Annotated in this window: 14 protein-coding genes; 12 read left to right on the forward strand and 2 right to left on the reverse strand. The window is 73.5% G+C overall.

The annotated features are described in order from the left end of the window. The first annotated feature begins 106 nt into the window (after positions 1-106). The 9 genes from ACFRQN_RS26075 (at position 107) to ACFRQN_RS26115 (ending at position 7,828) form a co-directional block, all read left to right on the forward strand. The gene (locus ACFRQN_RS26075) at positions 107-1,930 is read left to right on the forward strand and encodes a lasso peptide isopeptide bond-forming cyclase (RefSeq protein WP_380742504.1); all 1,824 of its coding nucleotides are present in this window, start codon (positions 107-109) and stop codon (positions 1,928-1,930) included. Continuing rightward, the gene (locus ACFRQN_RS26080) at positions 1,927-2,190 is read left to right on the forward strand and encodes a lasso peptide biosynthesis PqqD family chaperone (RefSeq protein ID WP_074004733.1); all 264 of its coding nucleotides are present in this window, start codon (positions 1,927-1,929) and stop codon (positions 2,188-2,190) included. Before ACFRQN_RS26075 ends, ACFRQN_RS26080 begins: the two co-directional genes overlap by 4 nt. Continuing rightward, the gene (locus ACFRQN_RS26085; RefSeq protein ID WP_074004734.1) at positions 2,187-2,618 is read left to right on the forward strand and encodes a lasso peptide biosynthesis B2 protein; all 432 of its coding nucleotides are present in this window, start codon (positions 2,187-2,189) and stop codon (positions 2,616-2,618) included. The genes ACFRQN_RS26080 and ACFRQN_RS26085 overlap by 4 nt, the downstream gene beginning before the upstream one ends. Next, positions 2,615-3,580 (forward strand): ATP-binding cassette domain-containing protein, encoded by a 966-nt coding sequence (locus tag ACFRQN_RS26090; protein WP_074004735.1) that lies wholly within the window; start codon positions 2,615-2,617, stop codon positions 3,578-3,580. The genes ACFRQN_RS26085 and ACFRQN_RS26090 overlap by 4 nt, the downstream gene beginning before the upstream one ends. Beyond that, a complete protein-coding gene (locus ACFRQN_RS26095) occupies positions 3,577-4,449 on the forward strand; it encodes an ABC transporter permease (RefSeq protein ID WP_074004736.1) in 873 nt (290 codons plus the stop codon). The genes ACFRQN_RS26090 and ACFRQN_RS26095 overlap by 4 nt, the downstream gene beginning before the upstream one ends. An 8-nt stretch (positions 4,450-4,457) precedes the next feature. After that, positions 4,458-4,961, forward strand: coding sequence for a MauE/DoxX family redox-associated membrane protein (locus tag ACFRQN_RS26100; protein ID WP_380742506.1), 504 nt, complete (start codon positions 4,458-4,460; stop codon positions 4,959-4,961). A gap of 3 nt (positions 4,962-4,964) precedes the next feature. Beyond that, positions 4,965-5,687: a thioredoxin domain-containing protein gene (locus ACFRQN_RS26105; protein ID WP_074004737.1), complete on the forward strand. Its 723-nt coding sequence runs from the start codon at positions 4,965-4,967 to the stop codon at positions 5,685-5,687. Further along, positions 5,684-7,006, forward strand: a complete 1,323-nt coding sequence (gene mslH, locus ACFRQN_RS26110) for a lasso peptide C-terminal Trp epimerase (RefSeq protein WP_074004738.1) — start codon at positions 5,684-5,686, stop codon at positions 7,004-7,006. Before ACFRQN_RS26105 ends, mslH begins: the two co-directional genes overlap by 4 nt. A gap of 147 nt (positions 7,007-7,153) precedes the next feature. Further along, positions 7,154-7,828 (forward strand): response regulator, encoded by a 675-nt coding sequence (locus ACFRQN_RS26115; protein ID WP_380742508.1) that lies wholly within the window; start codon positions 7,154-7,156, stop codon positions 7,826-7,828. Positions 7,829-7,978: 150 nt separating this feature from the next. On the opposite strand, the gene ACFRQN_RS26120 is transcribed toward ACFRQN_RS26115, so the two are convergent. Further along, the gene (locus tag ACFRQN_RS26120; RefSeq protein WP_380742510.1) at positions 7,979-9,244 is read right to left on the reverse strand and encodes an Ig-like domain-containing protein; all 1,266 of its coding nucleotides are present in this window, start codon (positions 9,242-9,244) and stop codon (positions 7,979-7,981) included. 287 nt (positions 9,245-9,531) lie between these two features. Between ACFRQN_RS26120 and ACFRQN_RS26125 the strand changes: the two genes are divergently transcribed. The 3 genes from ACFRQN_RS26125 (at position 9,532) to ACFRQN_RS26135 (ending at position 13,040) form a co-directional block, all read left to right on the forward strand. After that, the gene (locus tag ACFRQN_RS26125) at positions 9,532-10,755 is read left to right on the forward strand and encodes a helix-turn-helix domain-containing protein (protein WP_380742512.1); all 1,224 of its coding nucleotides are present in this window, start codon (positions 9,532-9,534) and stop codon (positions 10,753-10,755) included. A gap of 261 nt (positions 10,756-11,016) precedes the next feature. After that, complete coding sequence (locus ACFRQN_RS26130) at positions 11,017-12,336, forward strand: sensor histidine kinase (RefSeq protein ID WP_380742514.1); 1,320 nt, start codon at positions 11,017-11,019, stop codon at positions 12,334-12,336. Continuing rightward, positions 12,333-13,040 (forward strand): response regulator transcription factor, encoded by a 708-nt coding sequence (locus ACFRQN_RS26135; protein ID WP_049657203.1) that lies wholly within the window; start codon positions 12,333-12,335, stop codon positions 13,038-13,040. Before ACFRQN_RS26130 ends, ACFRQN_RS26135 begins: the two co-directional genes overlap by 4 nt. A gap of 88 nt (positions 13,041-13,128) precedes the next feature. Here the strand turns inward: ACFRQN_RS26135 and ACFRQN_RS26140 are convergent, their stop codons facing one another. Continuing rightward, positions 13,129-14,298, reverse strand: coding sequence for a serine hydrolase domain-containing protein (locus ACFRQN_RS26140; protein ID WP_380742516.1), 1,170 nt, complete (start codon positions 14,296-14,298; stop codon positions 13,129-13,131). Positions 14,299-14,360 lie beyond the last annotated feature (62 nt).

Raw genomic sequence — 14,360 nt, forward strand, 5'->3', positions numbered from 1 at the left:
TCCTTGTCTTTCGGGGGGGGGGGTCCCCCCGCGGTCTGTTTCTCTCCACCCCGGGGGGGCGGGGGCCCCCCGGGCCCCCCCCCACCACCCCAGGGAGCGAGACGACATGGAATTCGTAGTTCTTCCGGACAGCGCGGCCGGCGCCGAGGCGGCCGCGCGGCTGCGGGCGACACACCGGATCGACCACGCGTCGGGGCGGCCCTGGATCGTGGGCGACTGGCAGCAGGACGAGATGACGGTGCTCCAGGCCGGTCCACGGCGCCTGGCGCTCCTGGGACGCACCCGGCTCGACGAGCAGGCCACCACGGCCGCACTCGGGCGGATGCGCTCCCTCCACGACATCGACGCCGTCGCGTCCCGCCTGCCGGGCCTCGTCCACCTGATGGCCTCGATGGACGGCAAGGTCCGAGTGCAGGGCTCGGTCTCCGGTGTGCGCCAGGTCTTCACCGCCGTGGTGGACGGGGTGACCGTGGCGGCCGGCGCCGTGGGGCCGCTGCTGCGCCTCACCGGCGCGGGCCTCGACGAGACGCTGCTGGCCGCCCGCCTCCTGGCACCCGGCGGAGCGCCGTGGCCGCTGTCCCTGCGCCCGGTCCGCCGGGGTGTCGACGCGCTCGCCACCGGGCACTGGCTCGAACTGGACGCGGCCGGTCGGTCGCGGCAGATCCGCTGGTGGAACCTGCCGGAGGCCCGCCTCCCGCTCGCGGAGGGCGCGCGGGCCGTGCGCACCGCGCTGTCCGAGGCGGTCGCCACCCGGATCCGTCCGGACCGGACGATCAGCGCCGACCTGTCCGGCGGCCTGGACTCGACCTCGCTCTGCTTCCTCGCCGACGCGGCCGGCGCCGACCTGGTCACGTACCACGTCATGCCGATCGACGGCGCCAACGAGGACACCGCCTGGGCGCGCAAGGCCGCCGCCATGCTCCCGTCGGCCCGGCACCACATGCTCTCCTCGGACCGCGCCGAGAACCTGCTCGACGTCGGCTACACCGCCGACTACGCGGACCTGGCCCCGGAAGGGCCGTCGACCTGGGCCTCCGGGCTCGCACACATCCGGGACCTGGCGACACGGGCCACCGGCGAGGGCGCGACCCTGCACCTGACGGGCTTCGGAGGGGACGAGCTGTTCGGAAGGATGCCCGCCTGCGCCTGGTCGCTGGCCCGTGCCCAGCCGGTCAACGGCCTGAAGCTGCTCAATCGCTACCGGCTCGCCAACCGCTGGTCCCTGGGCGGGACCGTGCGGGCGCTCACGGACCGGTCGACGTTCGCCCAGAGCCTCGCCCGGGTCGCCGCCCGGATCAGCGACCCGCCCCCGCCGCTCGACGAGCCCGACTTCGGCTGGGTGTTCGCGCCCCGCCTGCCGGCCTGGGCCACGCCGGACGCCGCGGCGGCCGTCCGGAAGCTGCTCACCGACGCCGCTCGGGAGACCCCCGAGCCGCTCGACGCGGACCGGGCCCGGCACCAGGCGCTCGCCTCGATCGCCTTCGAGGGCAAGACGGTCCGTCAGGTCAACACCGTCGTCGCCGCAAGCGGCATCGTCTGGGACGCCCCCTTCCTCGACGACCGCGTCCTGGAGGCGGCGATGTCCACCCGGATCGACGAGCGACTGGCGACCGGGCGGTTCAAGCCGCTGCTGATCGACGCAGTCCGGGGTCTCGTACCCGCGGACATCCTCGACCGCCGCGACAAGGGCGAGTTCAGCGCCGAGGCGTTCCGGGGCATTGCCCGCAACCGGGCCCGGCTCCTGGAACTCTGCGAGGACTCGCAGCTCGCCCGGCTCGGCCTCATCGACCCGGCGAAGTTCCGGTCCGCGGTGCTCAACCCCGGGCCGATGGCCCATCACATCCAGCCGATCGAGACCACCGTGGCCTGCGAGAGCTGGCTCAGGACGCACCTTCGGCCCCACCTCCAGGACACGGGAGAACGCAGATGAAGCTGAGCCTTGCCCGCGACGTCACCCTCACCCCGATCGAGACCGGGGCGGTACTGCTCGACGGACGCCGGGGTCGCTACTGGCAGTTGAACGCGACCGGCTCCGCCATCCTGCGCAAGCTGCTCGACGGGGACTCCCCCGACACGCTCGCCGTACTCATGTCCGAGGCCGCCCCCGTGAGCCGGGACCAGGCCCACCAGGACGTGATGGACCTCGTCGACGGACTGAGCGCGGCCAACCTCGTGGAGGTCTCGCGGTGACCACCCCCGCCGTCGCGGAACAGGCCCCGCGACTTCCGCTGCACCGCCAGATCGCGCCCAGGTGCGCGGCCGGCGCGGCCCGGCTGCTGGTCAGGCTGCCTCCGGCCCGGCTCCAGCGGGTGCTGCGCGTGATCAGCCGGGGCACCCGGCCCGCCGGGTACGCCGAGACGGCGCGGGCCAGACGGTCGGTCGTCTCGGTCAGCACGCGCTGCGCCGGCCTCGGCTGCCTCCAACGGTCCGTCGCCACCGTCCTGTTGTGCAGGGCCCGGGGCAGATGGGCGGACTGGTGCACGGGGTTCCGCACCCAGCCCTTCGCCGCCCACGCCTGGGTCGAGATCGACGGACGGCCGGTGGACGAACCGGGTGAGATGGGCGTGTTCCAGACCGTGCTGGCCGTGCGCCGCCCCGAGAGGAGGAACCTCCGATGACGGCGATCCGGGCCGAGGGCCTCTACGCCTACTACGGTACGAACGCGGCCGTCAACGGCCTCGACCTGACCGTCCCCGACGGCGCGACGTTCGGCTTCCTGGGGCCCAACGGCGCCGGCAAGACGACCACGATCAGCATGCTGACCACGCTCCTCAAGCCCACGGCGGGCCGGGCGGAGGTGGCCGGTGTCGACGTGGTGAGCCGGCCCGCCGAGGTGCGCCGCCGGATCGGCATCGTCTTCCAGGAGTCGACGCTCGACCAGGACCTCACCGCGGCCGAGAACCTCCGCTTCCAGGCCGACCTGTGCGGGCTCGGCCGTCGCGAGGCACGCGGAATGATCGCCGAGATGCTCGACATGATGGAACTGTCCGGACGCAGCAACGTCCCCGTGGGGCAGTTCTCCACCGGTCTGCGCCGCCGCCTGGAGATCGCCCGGGGCCTGCTCGGCTCCCCCAGGGTCCTCTTCCTCGACGAGCCGACCACCGGCCTCGACGCGCAGACCCGCGCGGCCGTCTGGGAGTACCTGGGCAGGCGGCGCCAGGAGCAGGGCATCACCGTCTTCTTCACCACGCACCAGCTGGAGGAGGCGGAGCACTGCGACCGGATCGCGATCTTCGACAAGGGCAAGGTCGTCACCGAGGGGTCGCCCGCGGAACTGAAGTCCATCATCGGGTCCGACCTCGTCGTGCTGCGCACCGAGGACGACACGCTCGCGGCGGAACAGCTCTCCGAGCGCTTCGGCCTGACGACGGAGCCCGCGCCCGACGGACTGCGCCTGAGGGTCCCCCACGGCCCCACCCTGGTGCCGCGGCTGTGCGCCGGACTCGGGGTGACCGTGCTCTCGGTGACCACCACCTCGCCGACCCTGGACGACGTCTTCCTGCACCACACCGGGTCCGAGATCCGGGAGAGCGGGACGAAGACCCGCACACTCAGCGATATCGGGGAGGGAATGCGATGAGCGGTCTGGACACCGTACTGGACGCTCCCGCCGGGAAGGCGGCCCCAGCCGGCCCGACCGCCGGCCGCCGGGGATTCGCCCTCAGGCCGTACGCGCTGCTCTGGCGGCGGGAGATGACGCGACTGCGGCACAACCCGGTGCGCCTGATCATGGGTCTGGTGACGCCGCTGCTGTTCCTCGTCGTCCTGGGCACCGGCCTCGACGCGGCGTCCTCCAGCCTCGGCAAGGCCCAGCTGAACGACTACCGGGCCTTCCTGTTCCCCGGCACGCTGATCATGTCTGTCCAGGCGCCGGCGGTCGCCGTGGGCATCTCGCTCGTGTGGGACCGCAAGCTCGGCATGCTCCGGCAGATGCTCGTCTCGCCGTTCCCGCGCTCCAGCATCGTGCTCGGCCTCGCGTTCGGCGGGGCCACCACGGGCGCGGTCTACGGCCTCATGCTCCTGTCGGTCGGAGGCATCGCGAGCATCCGGTACACGCCGATGCTGCTGGTCGTCCTGCTGGAGACGCTGCTCGTCTCGCTGATGTTCACCTCGATCGGGCTGCTCGCCGCGGTCACGATCCGACAGGTCGAGACGTTCCAGATCGTGGTGAACCTGAGCCTGATGCCGCTGATGTTCTTCTCCGGCGCGATGTTCCCGCCGAACGGGCTGCCGGGCTGGCTCGACACCGTGGTCAAACTGAACCCCCTCACCTACGGCGTCGACGCGGTCCGCCGGACCCTGCCCGGGCCCGACATCCTCACCTCGGAGCAGACCCGGCTGATGCTCGGGCACTGGCACCCGCCCGTGGTCGCGGAACTCGGGCTGCTGGTGGCGATCACCGCCGCCGCGCTCGGCGTGGCCACCCACCGGTTCGCGCGGTCGCGGTGAGCGGGACCGTGAACGGAACCGGAGTGCACCCGGCGCGTGCCGTACGGGCATGGGAGTGGACGGGGACCGCGGCCCGGCTCCTGCTGGCGGCGGTCCTCGGCTACGCGGGCCTGCTGAAGGTCCAGGACCTCACGGAGGCCGGCCGCACGGTCGTCCTGTACCGGATTCTGCCCGATGACACCGCCCAACTCGTCGGCGGCGTCCTGCCGTTCATCGAGGTCTCGCTCGCCGTGCTGCTGCTCGCGGGGCTGGCGACCAGGGTGGTGGCGGCCGGCGCAGCCGTGCTGATGGTGGTGTACATCGCGGCCATCACCTCGGTCTGGGCCCGGGGACTGTCCATCGACTGCGGCTGCTTCAGCAGCGGAGGCACCGTGATGGACGGAGCCGTGCGCGGCTATGTCATCGACATCGCGCGCGACCTGGTCCTGCTCGCCGCGGCCGTCCTCCTGATCCGGAATCCGCGAACCCGCTACGCGCTGGACCCCTGGGTCCTGGACACGAAGGAGCGATAGGCCATGCAGGCAACGGACGCCATGGTGCGGGAGATGGTGCGGAAACGGCACCGCCGGCGGCGCACCCTGCTGGTGTCGCTCCTGGCCGCGGTCGTGGTGGTCGGGGCCGCGCTGGTGGGCGTCGGCCTCGTCCGGGCGAGCAACACCATGCCGGACAAGGTGCCGGGCACCGTCCCCGCCCAGGCGACGGACGACAAGGCGGGGCTGCTCGCCTCCAGGGGCAAGGTGCGCGTCGACCTCTACCTCGACTACCTCTGCCCCGAGTGCCGCAACACGGAGAAGGCGCTGGCCGGCGAGCTGAAGACCCTCCAGGCGAGCGGCGACGTGAGCGTCGTCTACCACCCGGTCACCTTCCTCGACAACCGCAGCAGCCCCGCAGGCTACTCGACCCGGGCGGCCTCCGCCGCGGCCTGCGCCGTCGAGCAGGGCAGGTTCGAGGAGTACACCGCGGTGCTGTTCGACCGGCAGCCCGCCGAACGCGGGCCGGGCCTGAGCGAGGCCCAGCTGATCGCGGCCGGGCAGGATGCCGGGATCACCGGCGCCGCCTTCGAGGAGTGCGTCCGGGCCGGCACGTACACGCCCTGGGTGCGGTACGTCTCCGACGTCGCCGCGTCCCGCAAGGTCGCGCTGACCCCGACCGTCACGGTGAACGGCAAACGCGTCGAGGTCACCGGGGCTGACGCGGTCGCCACCCTCACCCGCGCGGTGACGGAGGCCCGCGGATGACCCGGCTGACCGTGGCGCTCTCCGGGGACTGCATGGCGACCCGGGGAGCGCTGATCAGCTCCGAACCGGCCGCCGCCGGGCTGCGCGAGACCCTGCGCGCAGCGGACTTCGCCTTCACCAACCTGGAGGTCGTCCCCGCCACCGGACGCGGGCACCCGGTGCACAACGCGGCGGGCGGCGGCTGTCTGGTCGCGGACCAGGGCGTGGTCGACGAGGTCGCGGCGGCCGGCTTCACGGTGCTCGGCTGCGCCAACAACCACGCGCTGGACCTGGGCACGGACGGACTGCTCGGCACAGTGGACCTGTTGCGCGCGAAGGGCGTCCCGTTCGCCGGGATCGGCGCCGACCTCGCCGCCGCCCGCCGGCCGGTCTACGTCGACCGTCCCGCCGGCAGCCTGGCCGTGATCTCATGCAGCTCCACGTTCCTGCCCGGGCAGGAGGCGGCCGCCCCGTCACCGGACCTGCCGGGCCGGCCCGGGCTGAGCCCGCTGCGGCACAGCGCGACGCTGCGGGTGACGCCGGCGCAGATGGACGTCCTGCGCGGGATCGACGGCGATACGGGGCTGCGGGACCGGCGGGCCGAGGCGCGCACCCTGCTCGGCTTCGATCCCGCCATGCCCTCGCCCGGCCGGCTCAACCTGTTCGGCACCCGCTTCGAGACCGCGGACGCGCCGGGCTTCACCACCCGGTGCGATCCGGCGGACCTCGACGGGATCTCCCGGTGGGTGGCCGAGGCCCGGCGCCGCGCGGACCTCGTCCTGGTCAGCGTGCACTCCCACGAGCCCGGACTGACGCCGGAGACACCCGGCGAGTTCCTCCGCGAGTTCGCCCACCGGATGATCGACGAGGGCGCCGACATCGTGGTCGGGCACGGCCCGCACCACCTGCGCGGAGTGGAGCTCCACCGGGGGAAGCCGATCTTCTACAGCCTGGGGAACATCGTCAGCCAGATCGAACTCGCCGACCGGGTGCCGGCCGAGGACTACGCGAAGGTCTCCGCCGGTGAGCAGCTCACCCCGGGCCGGTACTTCGACGAACTCGGCGGCCACGGCCGCCGGATGTTCGCCCCGCATCGCCGGTACTGGCAGTCGCTCGTGCCGGTGCTCACCTTCGACGACGGCGTCCTGGTGGGCGCCCGCCTCCACCCGGTCGACCTGGGCTTCGGCCGGCCGGTCCACCACCGGGGCCGCCCCCGGCTGGCGGACTCCGTCGTCGCCGGGGAGATCCTCGCCGACGTCGTCCGGCTCGCGGAGCCCTACGGCACCGGGGTGACGGTCGGGGAGGCCGGGACGGGCGAGCTGGTGCTCGACGGCTCGTGACGGGCGCGGCCGGCCGGGGTCCTTCAGCCCCGGCCGGACCGCCCTCAACAGGCCGTATGCTCAACGGCAGTTGAGGGGACGGAACGGGCGCTGCTGCTAGAATCGCGGACTTCCAAGGCTCGATGAGCAGTTTGCGGGGAATGCGGGATGGCCGAGGCGGTCCGGGTGCTGATCGCGGACGATCAGGCGCTGTTGCGCGGGAGCTTCCGCGTCCTCGTCGACTCGACACCGGGGATGGAGACTGTCGGCGAGGCCGGTGACGGCGCCCGGGCGGTGGAACTCGCCCGGGAGCTCAGGCCCGACGTCGTCCTGATGGACCTGCGGATGCCCGTCATGGACGGCATCGCGGCCACCCGGGAGATCTGCTCCGACGAGACCATGGCCGGCGTACGGGTGCTGGCCCTGACGATGTTCGACATGGACGAGTACGTCTACCCGGCCCTCCAGGCGGGCGCGAGCGGATTCATGCTGAAGGACGCCTCGCCCTCGGACCTGGTCGCCGGCATCCGCGTCATCGCCACCGGCGAGGCCGTCCTGGCGCCCACGGTCACACGCCGCATGATCGAGACCGTCTCCCGCACCCGGCCGACGGCGCGGCCGGTCCCGCGGCTCGTCGGGCTCACCAGGCGGGAGCAGGAGGTGCTCGTGCTGATCGCGAACGGGCTGTCGAACGCCGAGATCGCCCAGCGGCTGGTGATCAGCCTGCCCACCGTGAAGACGCATGTGAGCAGCCTTCTGGCCAAGCTGAACGTCCGCGACCGGGCCCAACTGGTCATCATCGCCTACGAGAGCGGTCTCGCCGAGCCGGGCATGCCCGCCTGACGCCTGCCGCCTGCCCGAGGCCGCGCCCGGGCGTGGCGGAGCCGCCGTGGTGGGGAGGAGCCCAGGGGCCTCTTGCACGGCGGCTCCGCTGTCGCTGTCGCGGTCGGTGGCAGTCCGTCGGCTTCTGGAGCCGGCCGGGGCGGGTGGGGGCTACCAGTTCGCCCAGGGGAGGTTCCAGCCGCCCAGGCCGTTGTCGGGGGCGACGGTCTTCTCCTTGGTGTTCACGATCGTGACGACGTCGCCGATCAGCGAGCTGTTGAAGAACGCCCCCGCGCTGGAGGTGTCGCTGCCGCCCTCGGTGTCCTTGAGCGCGACGCAGCCGTGGCTGGTGTTCGCCTTGCCGAAGGGGTCGCCCTCGTACCAGTAGTTGCCGTGGAGGTAGGTGCCGCTCCTGGTCAGCCGCATCGCGTGCGGGACGGCGGGGATGTCGTACTCGTTGCCGAGGCCGACGGTCTGGGAGTTCATGTGGGTGACCTTCTCCTTGGACATGATCACCATGGTGCCGCCCCACGACGGGTGCTTCGCGTCACCGAGCGTGGCGGGCACGGTGGTGCTCTTGCCGTCCCGGACGACCGTCATCTGGTGCGTGGCGGCGTCGGCGGTGGAGACCTGGGAGCGGCCGATGCTGAACGGCTCGTCCTTGTCGACGTCGCCCCACACGCCCGGGGCGACCTCGATGTTCTTCAGCCGGTAGTGGATGGTCACCCTGGTGCCCGGCTTCCAGTAGTCGGCCGGGCGGAAGTCCAGCCGGTTGTCGTCGAACCAGTGGCCCTTCACCTCGGTGCCGTTGTCCGTCTCGAAGGTGATCGCCTTGGCGACGGCGTCCTTGTTCACGACCTTCGTGCTGAAGTCCACCTTGACGATCATGCCCACGCCGTACGTCTGGCCGTCGCCGATGTTGTCGTTGGTGGACACCTGCTTCTCGGGCGTGAGCGTGGTGAAGGCGGAGGTGGACGCGGCCACCAGGCCGTCGGCGTCCGCGGCCTGGGCGTTCACCGTGTACGCCGTGCCGGGGGTGAGCGCGGCGGCGGGCTTCCAGCCGGTGCCGTCCGGGGTGATCGAGCCCTGGACGGGCTTGCCGTCCTTGTCGGTCACGTCGACGGTGGTGAGCCTGCCCTTGGAGACGGACACCCGCAGGGCGTTCGGCGCGACGCCGCGGGCGCCGTCCTTCGGCTCGACGTCCAGCACGGCGGCGGACGTCTTCGAGGTGGTCGTGTTCGCGTTCCCGTCCCCGATGGCGCCGGGGGTGGCGGTGGCGGAGGCACCCGCCGGGCCGGCCGCTTCACCGCCCTTGCCCTGCTCGTCACCGCAGGCCGCGGTCATCAGCAGGACCCCGCCCATCGTCAGTGCCACCGCGCCGCGGTTGAAACGGTCGGTGGTGCGTATGGCGGAACGGGCCGCCCGAACAGTGCTCACAGGTGCTCCTTCTCGGTGTTGGTCGCCAGCTTGTCCGCCCGCTCGTCCCGGCCACAACGGTGAGCCGGCGATCAGGGACCCGGGGACGCCCGTACCCGCTCTGAGCTGGGAAGACGTAAGCTTCCTGGGACGCGTTCGCGGGATGGCGGAACCGTGGGACGGCGTGCCGCGTGCTTGTCTGCCGGAGCCCGCGCCACAGCCGCCGGGGGCGGGGGCGGGGGACGTGACGGTGCCGAGCCCGACTGCCGGGGGCGGGTGAAGGAACAGGGCCGAAGGGAATCGGGAAGTTGAGGGAGACGGACGAGGTCGCCCGGCTGCTGCAGGAGCTGAAGAGCCGGTCGGGGCTCAGTTACGGCGCGCTGGCGAAGCGGCTGCACCTGAGCACGTCGGCCCTGCACCGCTACTGCAACGGCGATGTGATGCCGACGGAGTTCGCCCCGCTGGACCACTTCTCGCGGGTGTGCGAGGCGACGCCGCAGGAACGTGTCGAGCTGTACCGGTTGTGGGTCGTCGTCCGTGCGACGCGTGGGAACAGGCCGACCGCCGCCCCTGAGCCGGTGGCACCCGCACCGCCCGCGACCGCGGTACCGGAGGCGGCCCCGGCACCGGAGCCCGTCCCGGACCGCGCCCCCGCGGTGCCGCCGCGGCGGCGCACCCGCGGCCGGGGCGTCCTCGCCGCGGTGACGGTCATCGCGCTGCTGGTCGCCGTCGGGGTCGTCGCCACCGGTCTGAGGCTCCGTCCGGACGGGGAGACCGACCCCGCCCGGGCCGCCGACGCCGGGTCGTCCACCGGATCCGCGGCCCCGTCGGCGCCCCCGTCCCTGTCCCCGCAGCTGTCCGCGGCCGCCGCCGTCGCCGCTGCCGGGGCGAGCCCGCCCGGGGCGACCGGCGGGGCGGACCCGAGCACCAGCGCACCGATCAGCGTCGCCGTCCACCCGTCCGGCTGGGACGCCAAGTGCGACCAGTACGTCGTCAACCGCCCGCCGTCCGAGGTCCCCCGACCGCCCGCCGTGCCGGAGGCGGCGGGCTGGGCCTCCCAGGTCGGCGCGGTGCCGGGCCACTCCCGGTCGGTCAAGCTCACCGTGCAGGGCACCGGCTGGGACACCGTGCTGCTGACGGGTCTCAACGTCCGGGTCACCCGGGTCGCGGCCCCGCTCGCCTGGAACGCCTACTCCATGGGCGAGGGCTGCGCCGGTGGAGTCGGCGCCCGCTCCTACCGCATCGACCTGGACGCGGCCCGCCCCGTCCCGGTCGTGGCCGACGGCAGCGGCAGCCTGCCGGTGGTCGTGACCCAGAGCGAACCGGCGGTCATCGAGGTCACCGCCGAGACCACCACCCACGACGTCAGCTGGTACCTGGAACTGGAGTGGACCAGCGGCAACCGGAAGGGGATGCTGCCCGTCGACCTCGGCCACGGCACCCCGTTCCGCACCAGCGCGGTGAAGGACCGGCCGCTGTACGCCTACCCGGCGGGCGGGCAGGCCTGGGAGCAGGCCCCGGCCCGGCGGTAACGGCGACGACGGCGGCGCCGGGGGCGGGAACGCGATCAGGACCGGGGCCCCGGGGTACGGCCCCGGCCAGGACCAGGGGCCCGGTCCGGGATCGGTCCCGGGAGCCTGCCTGGGCCCGGGGGCCGCTGGGAGGATCGACCGGGGACGCCGGAGCGCTCCCCGGGCCGCGGGCCGCCGCGAGGGGACGGCTCACGGGCGGCGGTCTCGGTGGACCGGCGAGGCCCGGGGCGGCCGACCGGCCGTAGAGAGGAGCGCCACAGCATGTCGACGCACCACGGGCCACTGCTGCCACTGCCACTGCCACTGCGGCCGTCGCCGGAGCAGAGCGGCGCCGGCCTGCCCTGGACGGCCGGTGACGCGCTGGTGGCCGTCGGGGTGGCCGTCCTGGACCTCCTCGGCTACACGATCGGCGGCTCGGACGGAAGACCGCCGATCGCCGCGACCGCGCTGGTCCTGCTGGTACTGGCGGCCCTGCCGCTGCTCACCAGGCGCCGCCACCCGCTGGCCTCGCTGGCGGGGGTGCTGGTCCTCGGCCTGGCGCTGAACCTGAGCGTGTCGATGCCGCCGCACTTCACCGGCACGCTCTGCGTCGCGCTGTTCGCCGTGGCCCGGTCCCGCGGTGTCGCGGTGGCCGTGCCGGCCGGCCTCGTGGCGGCCGCCGTACCGCTGGTGGGCCGGGGGTATCCGCTGCCGCCCGCGGTGGGGGACGTGGCGGGCAACGTGGTCGCCGCGGCGCTGGTCGTCGTCACGGCCGAGGGGCTGACGTGGTGGCAGCGCGAGGCGGAGGTCAGGCGCGGGCTGCTGGCCGACCGCGCGGTGGCGCAGGAACGGCGGCGCATCGCGCGGGAGCTGCACGACATCGTCGCCCACCACATCACCACCATGCAGCTGATGGCCGCCGGTGCCAGGGCCAACCTCGGCGGTGACACCGAGGTGGTGCGCGAGGCCCTGGTCACCCTGGAGAGCTCCGGCCGGATGGCGCTGCGCGAGATGCGCCACCTGCTCGACGTGCTGCGGGCCGACGACGAGCCGGACAGGGCGGACCGGGCTCCGGGCAAGGCTCCGGGCAAGGCGCCGGGCAAGGCGCCGGGCAAGGCGTCGGGTGAGGCGCCGTCCGCGCCGCAACCCGGGGTCGGGCAGCTCGGACAGCTCGTCGAGGAGTCCCGCAGGGCCGGCCTGCCCACCGACTTCGCCGTCCTGGGGGAGGAGCGCCCGCTGCCGCCGAGCGCCGGCCTGGCGGTGTTCCGGATCGTCCAGGAGGCCCTCACCAACACCCGCAAGCACGCCGGCCGGGCCGCCCGGGCGAGGGTCCGGCTGACCTACCACCCGGACCGGGTCACCGTCGAGGTGTCCGACAACGGCACCGCCGCGCCGCCCGACTCCCCGGCGGACGCCCCGGTGGGCGCGGGTGGTGCGCCCGGACCGCGGGCCGGCCGCACCGGGTACGGTCTGATGGGCATGCGCGAGCGCGTCGCGCTGCAGGGCGGCAGCATGGTGGCCGGGGGCATCGACGGTGGTGGCTTCCGGGTGGTGGCCAGTCTGCCGGTGGCGCCGGCGGACGGAGAGGAACGGCTCGGATGACGGGAACCGCGGAACGGATCAGGGTGCTGATCGCGGACGACCAGCCGCTGGTGCGGCGAGGCCTGGCGCTGATCCTGGCCCCCGACCCGGAGTTCGAGGTGGTGGCCGAGGCGGACAACGGGCAGCGGGCGGTGGACCTCGCGCACCAGCACCGGCCCGACGTCGTGGTGATGGACATCCGGATGCCGGTCCTCGACGGGGTCCAGGCGACCGAGCGGCTCTCCCAGGAGCTGCCCGCGTGCCGGGTCCTGGCGTTGAGCACCTTCGACATGGACGAGTACGTGGTCGCCGCCCTGCGCGCCGGCGCCTCCGGGTTCCTGCCCAAGGACGTCTCCCCGGAGGAGCTTTCGGCGGCCGTGCGGACGGTGCACGGCGGGGAGGCGGTGGTGGCGCCGCGCCTGCTCACCCGGCTGATCTCCACCTACGTCACCTCGCCCCGGCTGCCGCGGCCGCCGGTGTCGGCGCCGGTGCCGGTGTCCGCTCCGGGTGAACTGACGCCCCGTGAGATCGAGGTGTGGCACCTGCTGGCCACCGGCCTCGACAACGCCGAGATCGCCTCGGCGATGGGCATCAGCGTCTCCACGGTCAAGAACTACATCACCAGCGTCTTCGCCAAGCTGAGCGTCCGTGACCGTGCCCAGGCGGTGATCGCGGCCTACGAGTCCGGTCTGGTCGAGGCCCGGTCCGCGAACCCGGCGGGCTGAAGCGGGCTGGAGCCGGGCCGAGCCGGGCTGAAGCGAGCCGGGTCGGGCCGGCCCCCGGCGTGGGCAGGGGGCCGGCCCGAGGCCCGGGTCAGCGACAGAGGGCCGCGTCCAGGGCGTCCGTCATGTGCTGCGCGCCGACCTCGCCCGGGACGGTGGTGACGGTGATGGTGGCGGCGCGACCGTCCTCGGTGACGCCGCCGCGGGACCGGTAGCCGGGGGCGGTGCCGCCGTGGCCCCAGACGAGGCCGCCGCAGGAGAGCGGCCTGCTCTGCAGGCCCAGTCCGTAGCGGATCCCCTGGCCGATCAGATCGGCGGGGACGGTGGTGCGCATCTCGGCGAGCTGCGCCGCGGGCAGGAGCCGGCCGCCGAGGAGCGCGGTGAAGAACGTGTTGAGGTCGGTGTTGGTCGAGACGATCGCCCCCGTCGCCCAGGCCATCGAGGAGTCCATCTCGGTGTAGTCGAACCGGGGCGCGCCCGGTGTGCTGGGGAGGTAGCCGTGGGGGTGGGCCTCGTGGACGGTGGTGTCACCGACGGCGGGGAAGTAGGTGTGGCGCAGGCCGATGCGGTCGATGACGCGCTTGGTGATCTCCTCGCCGACGGGCCGTCCGGTGATCTTCTGGACGAGGAGCCCGGCGACGATGTAGTTGGTGTTGCTGTACGCCCAGCCGGTACCCGCGGGGAAGAGGGCCTTCTGGGCGAGGGCGCCGTCGAGGAGGTCGCGGGGCTCGAAGTAGCGGTACTGCACCGTGGTGAAGTCCGAGAGTTCGGGGGAGTCCATGTAGTCGGGCAGGCCGCTGGTGTGCTGGAGCAGTTGGCGGACGGTGATGCCGCGCCCGTCGATGCCGTCGCCGCGCAGCAGGCCCGGCAGGTAGGTCTCGATGGGGGAGTCCAGGCCCACCTTTCCTTCGGCGACGAGTTGGAGGACGACGACGGCGGTGAAGGTCTTGGTGTTGCTGCCGGCGCGGATCTGGCCGTCCACGGGGACCTTGGCCCCGGTGGCGAGGTCGCCGACGCCGGCGGTGTAGTTGCGGGTGCGGCCGTCGCGGCCCTTGACGGCGGCCAGTGCGGCGGGCAGGCCGTCGTCCTTGACCAGGGCGTCCAGGCTCTGTTGGACGATGTCGGGCTTGCCGCCGGCGAACGCCGTGGTCGGCGCCAGGACGCCGGCGGCCACGGCGGTGACGGTCGCCACGGCCGCCACCACCCGGTGCCGGCCACGGCGTCCGCGATGGGTTCGGTTGTGCTGTACGTGCTCGTTCATGGAGGAACTCCTCTGCTGGAGGCGGGAATTGGCGGGGCGGGCGGGTTCCGCGCGCCGAGGCG

Source organism: Kitasatospora sp. NPDC056800, from assembly GCF_042789775.1.
Lineage (GTDB): Bacteria > Actinomycetota > Actinomycetes > Streptomycetales > Streptomycetaceae > Kitasatospora.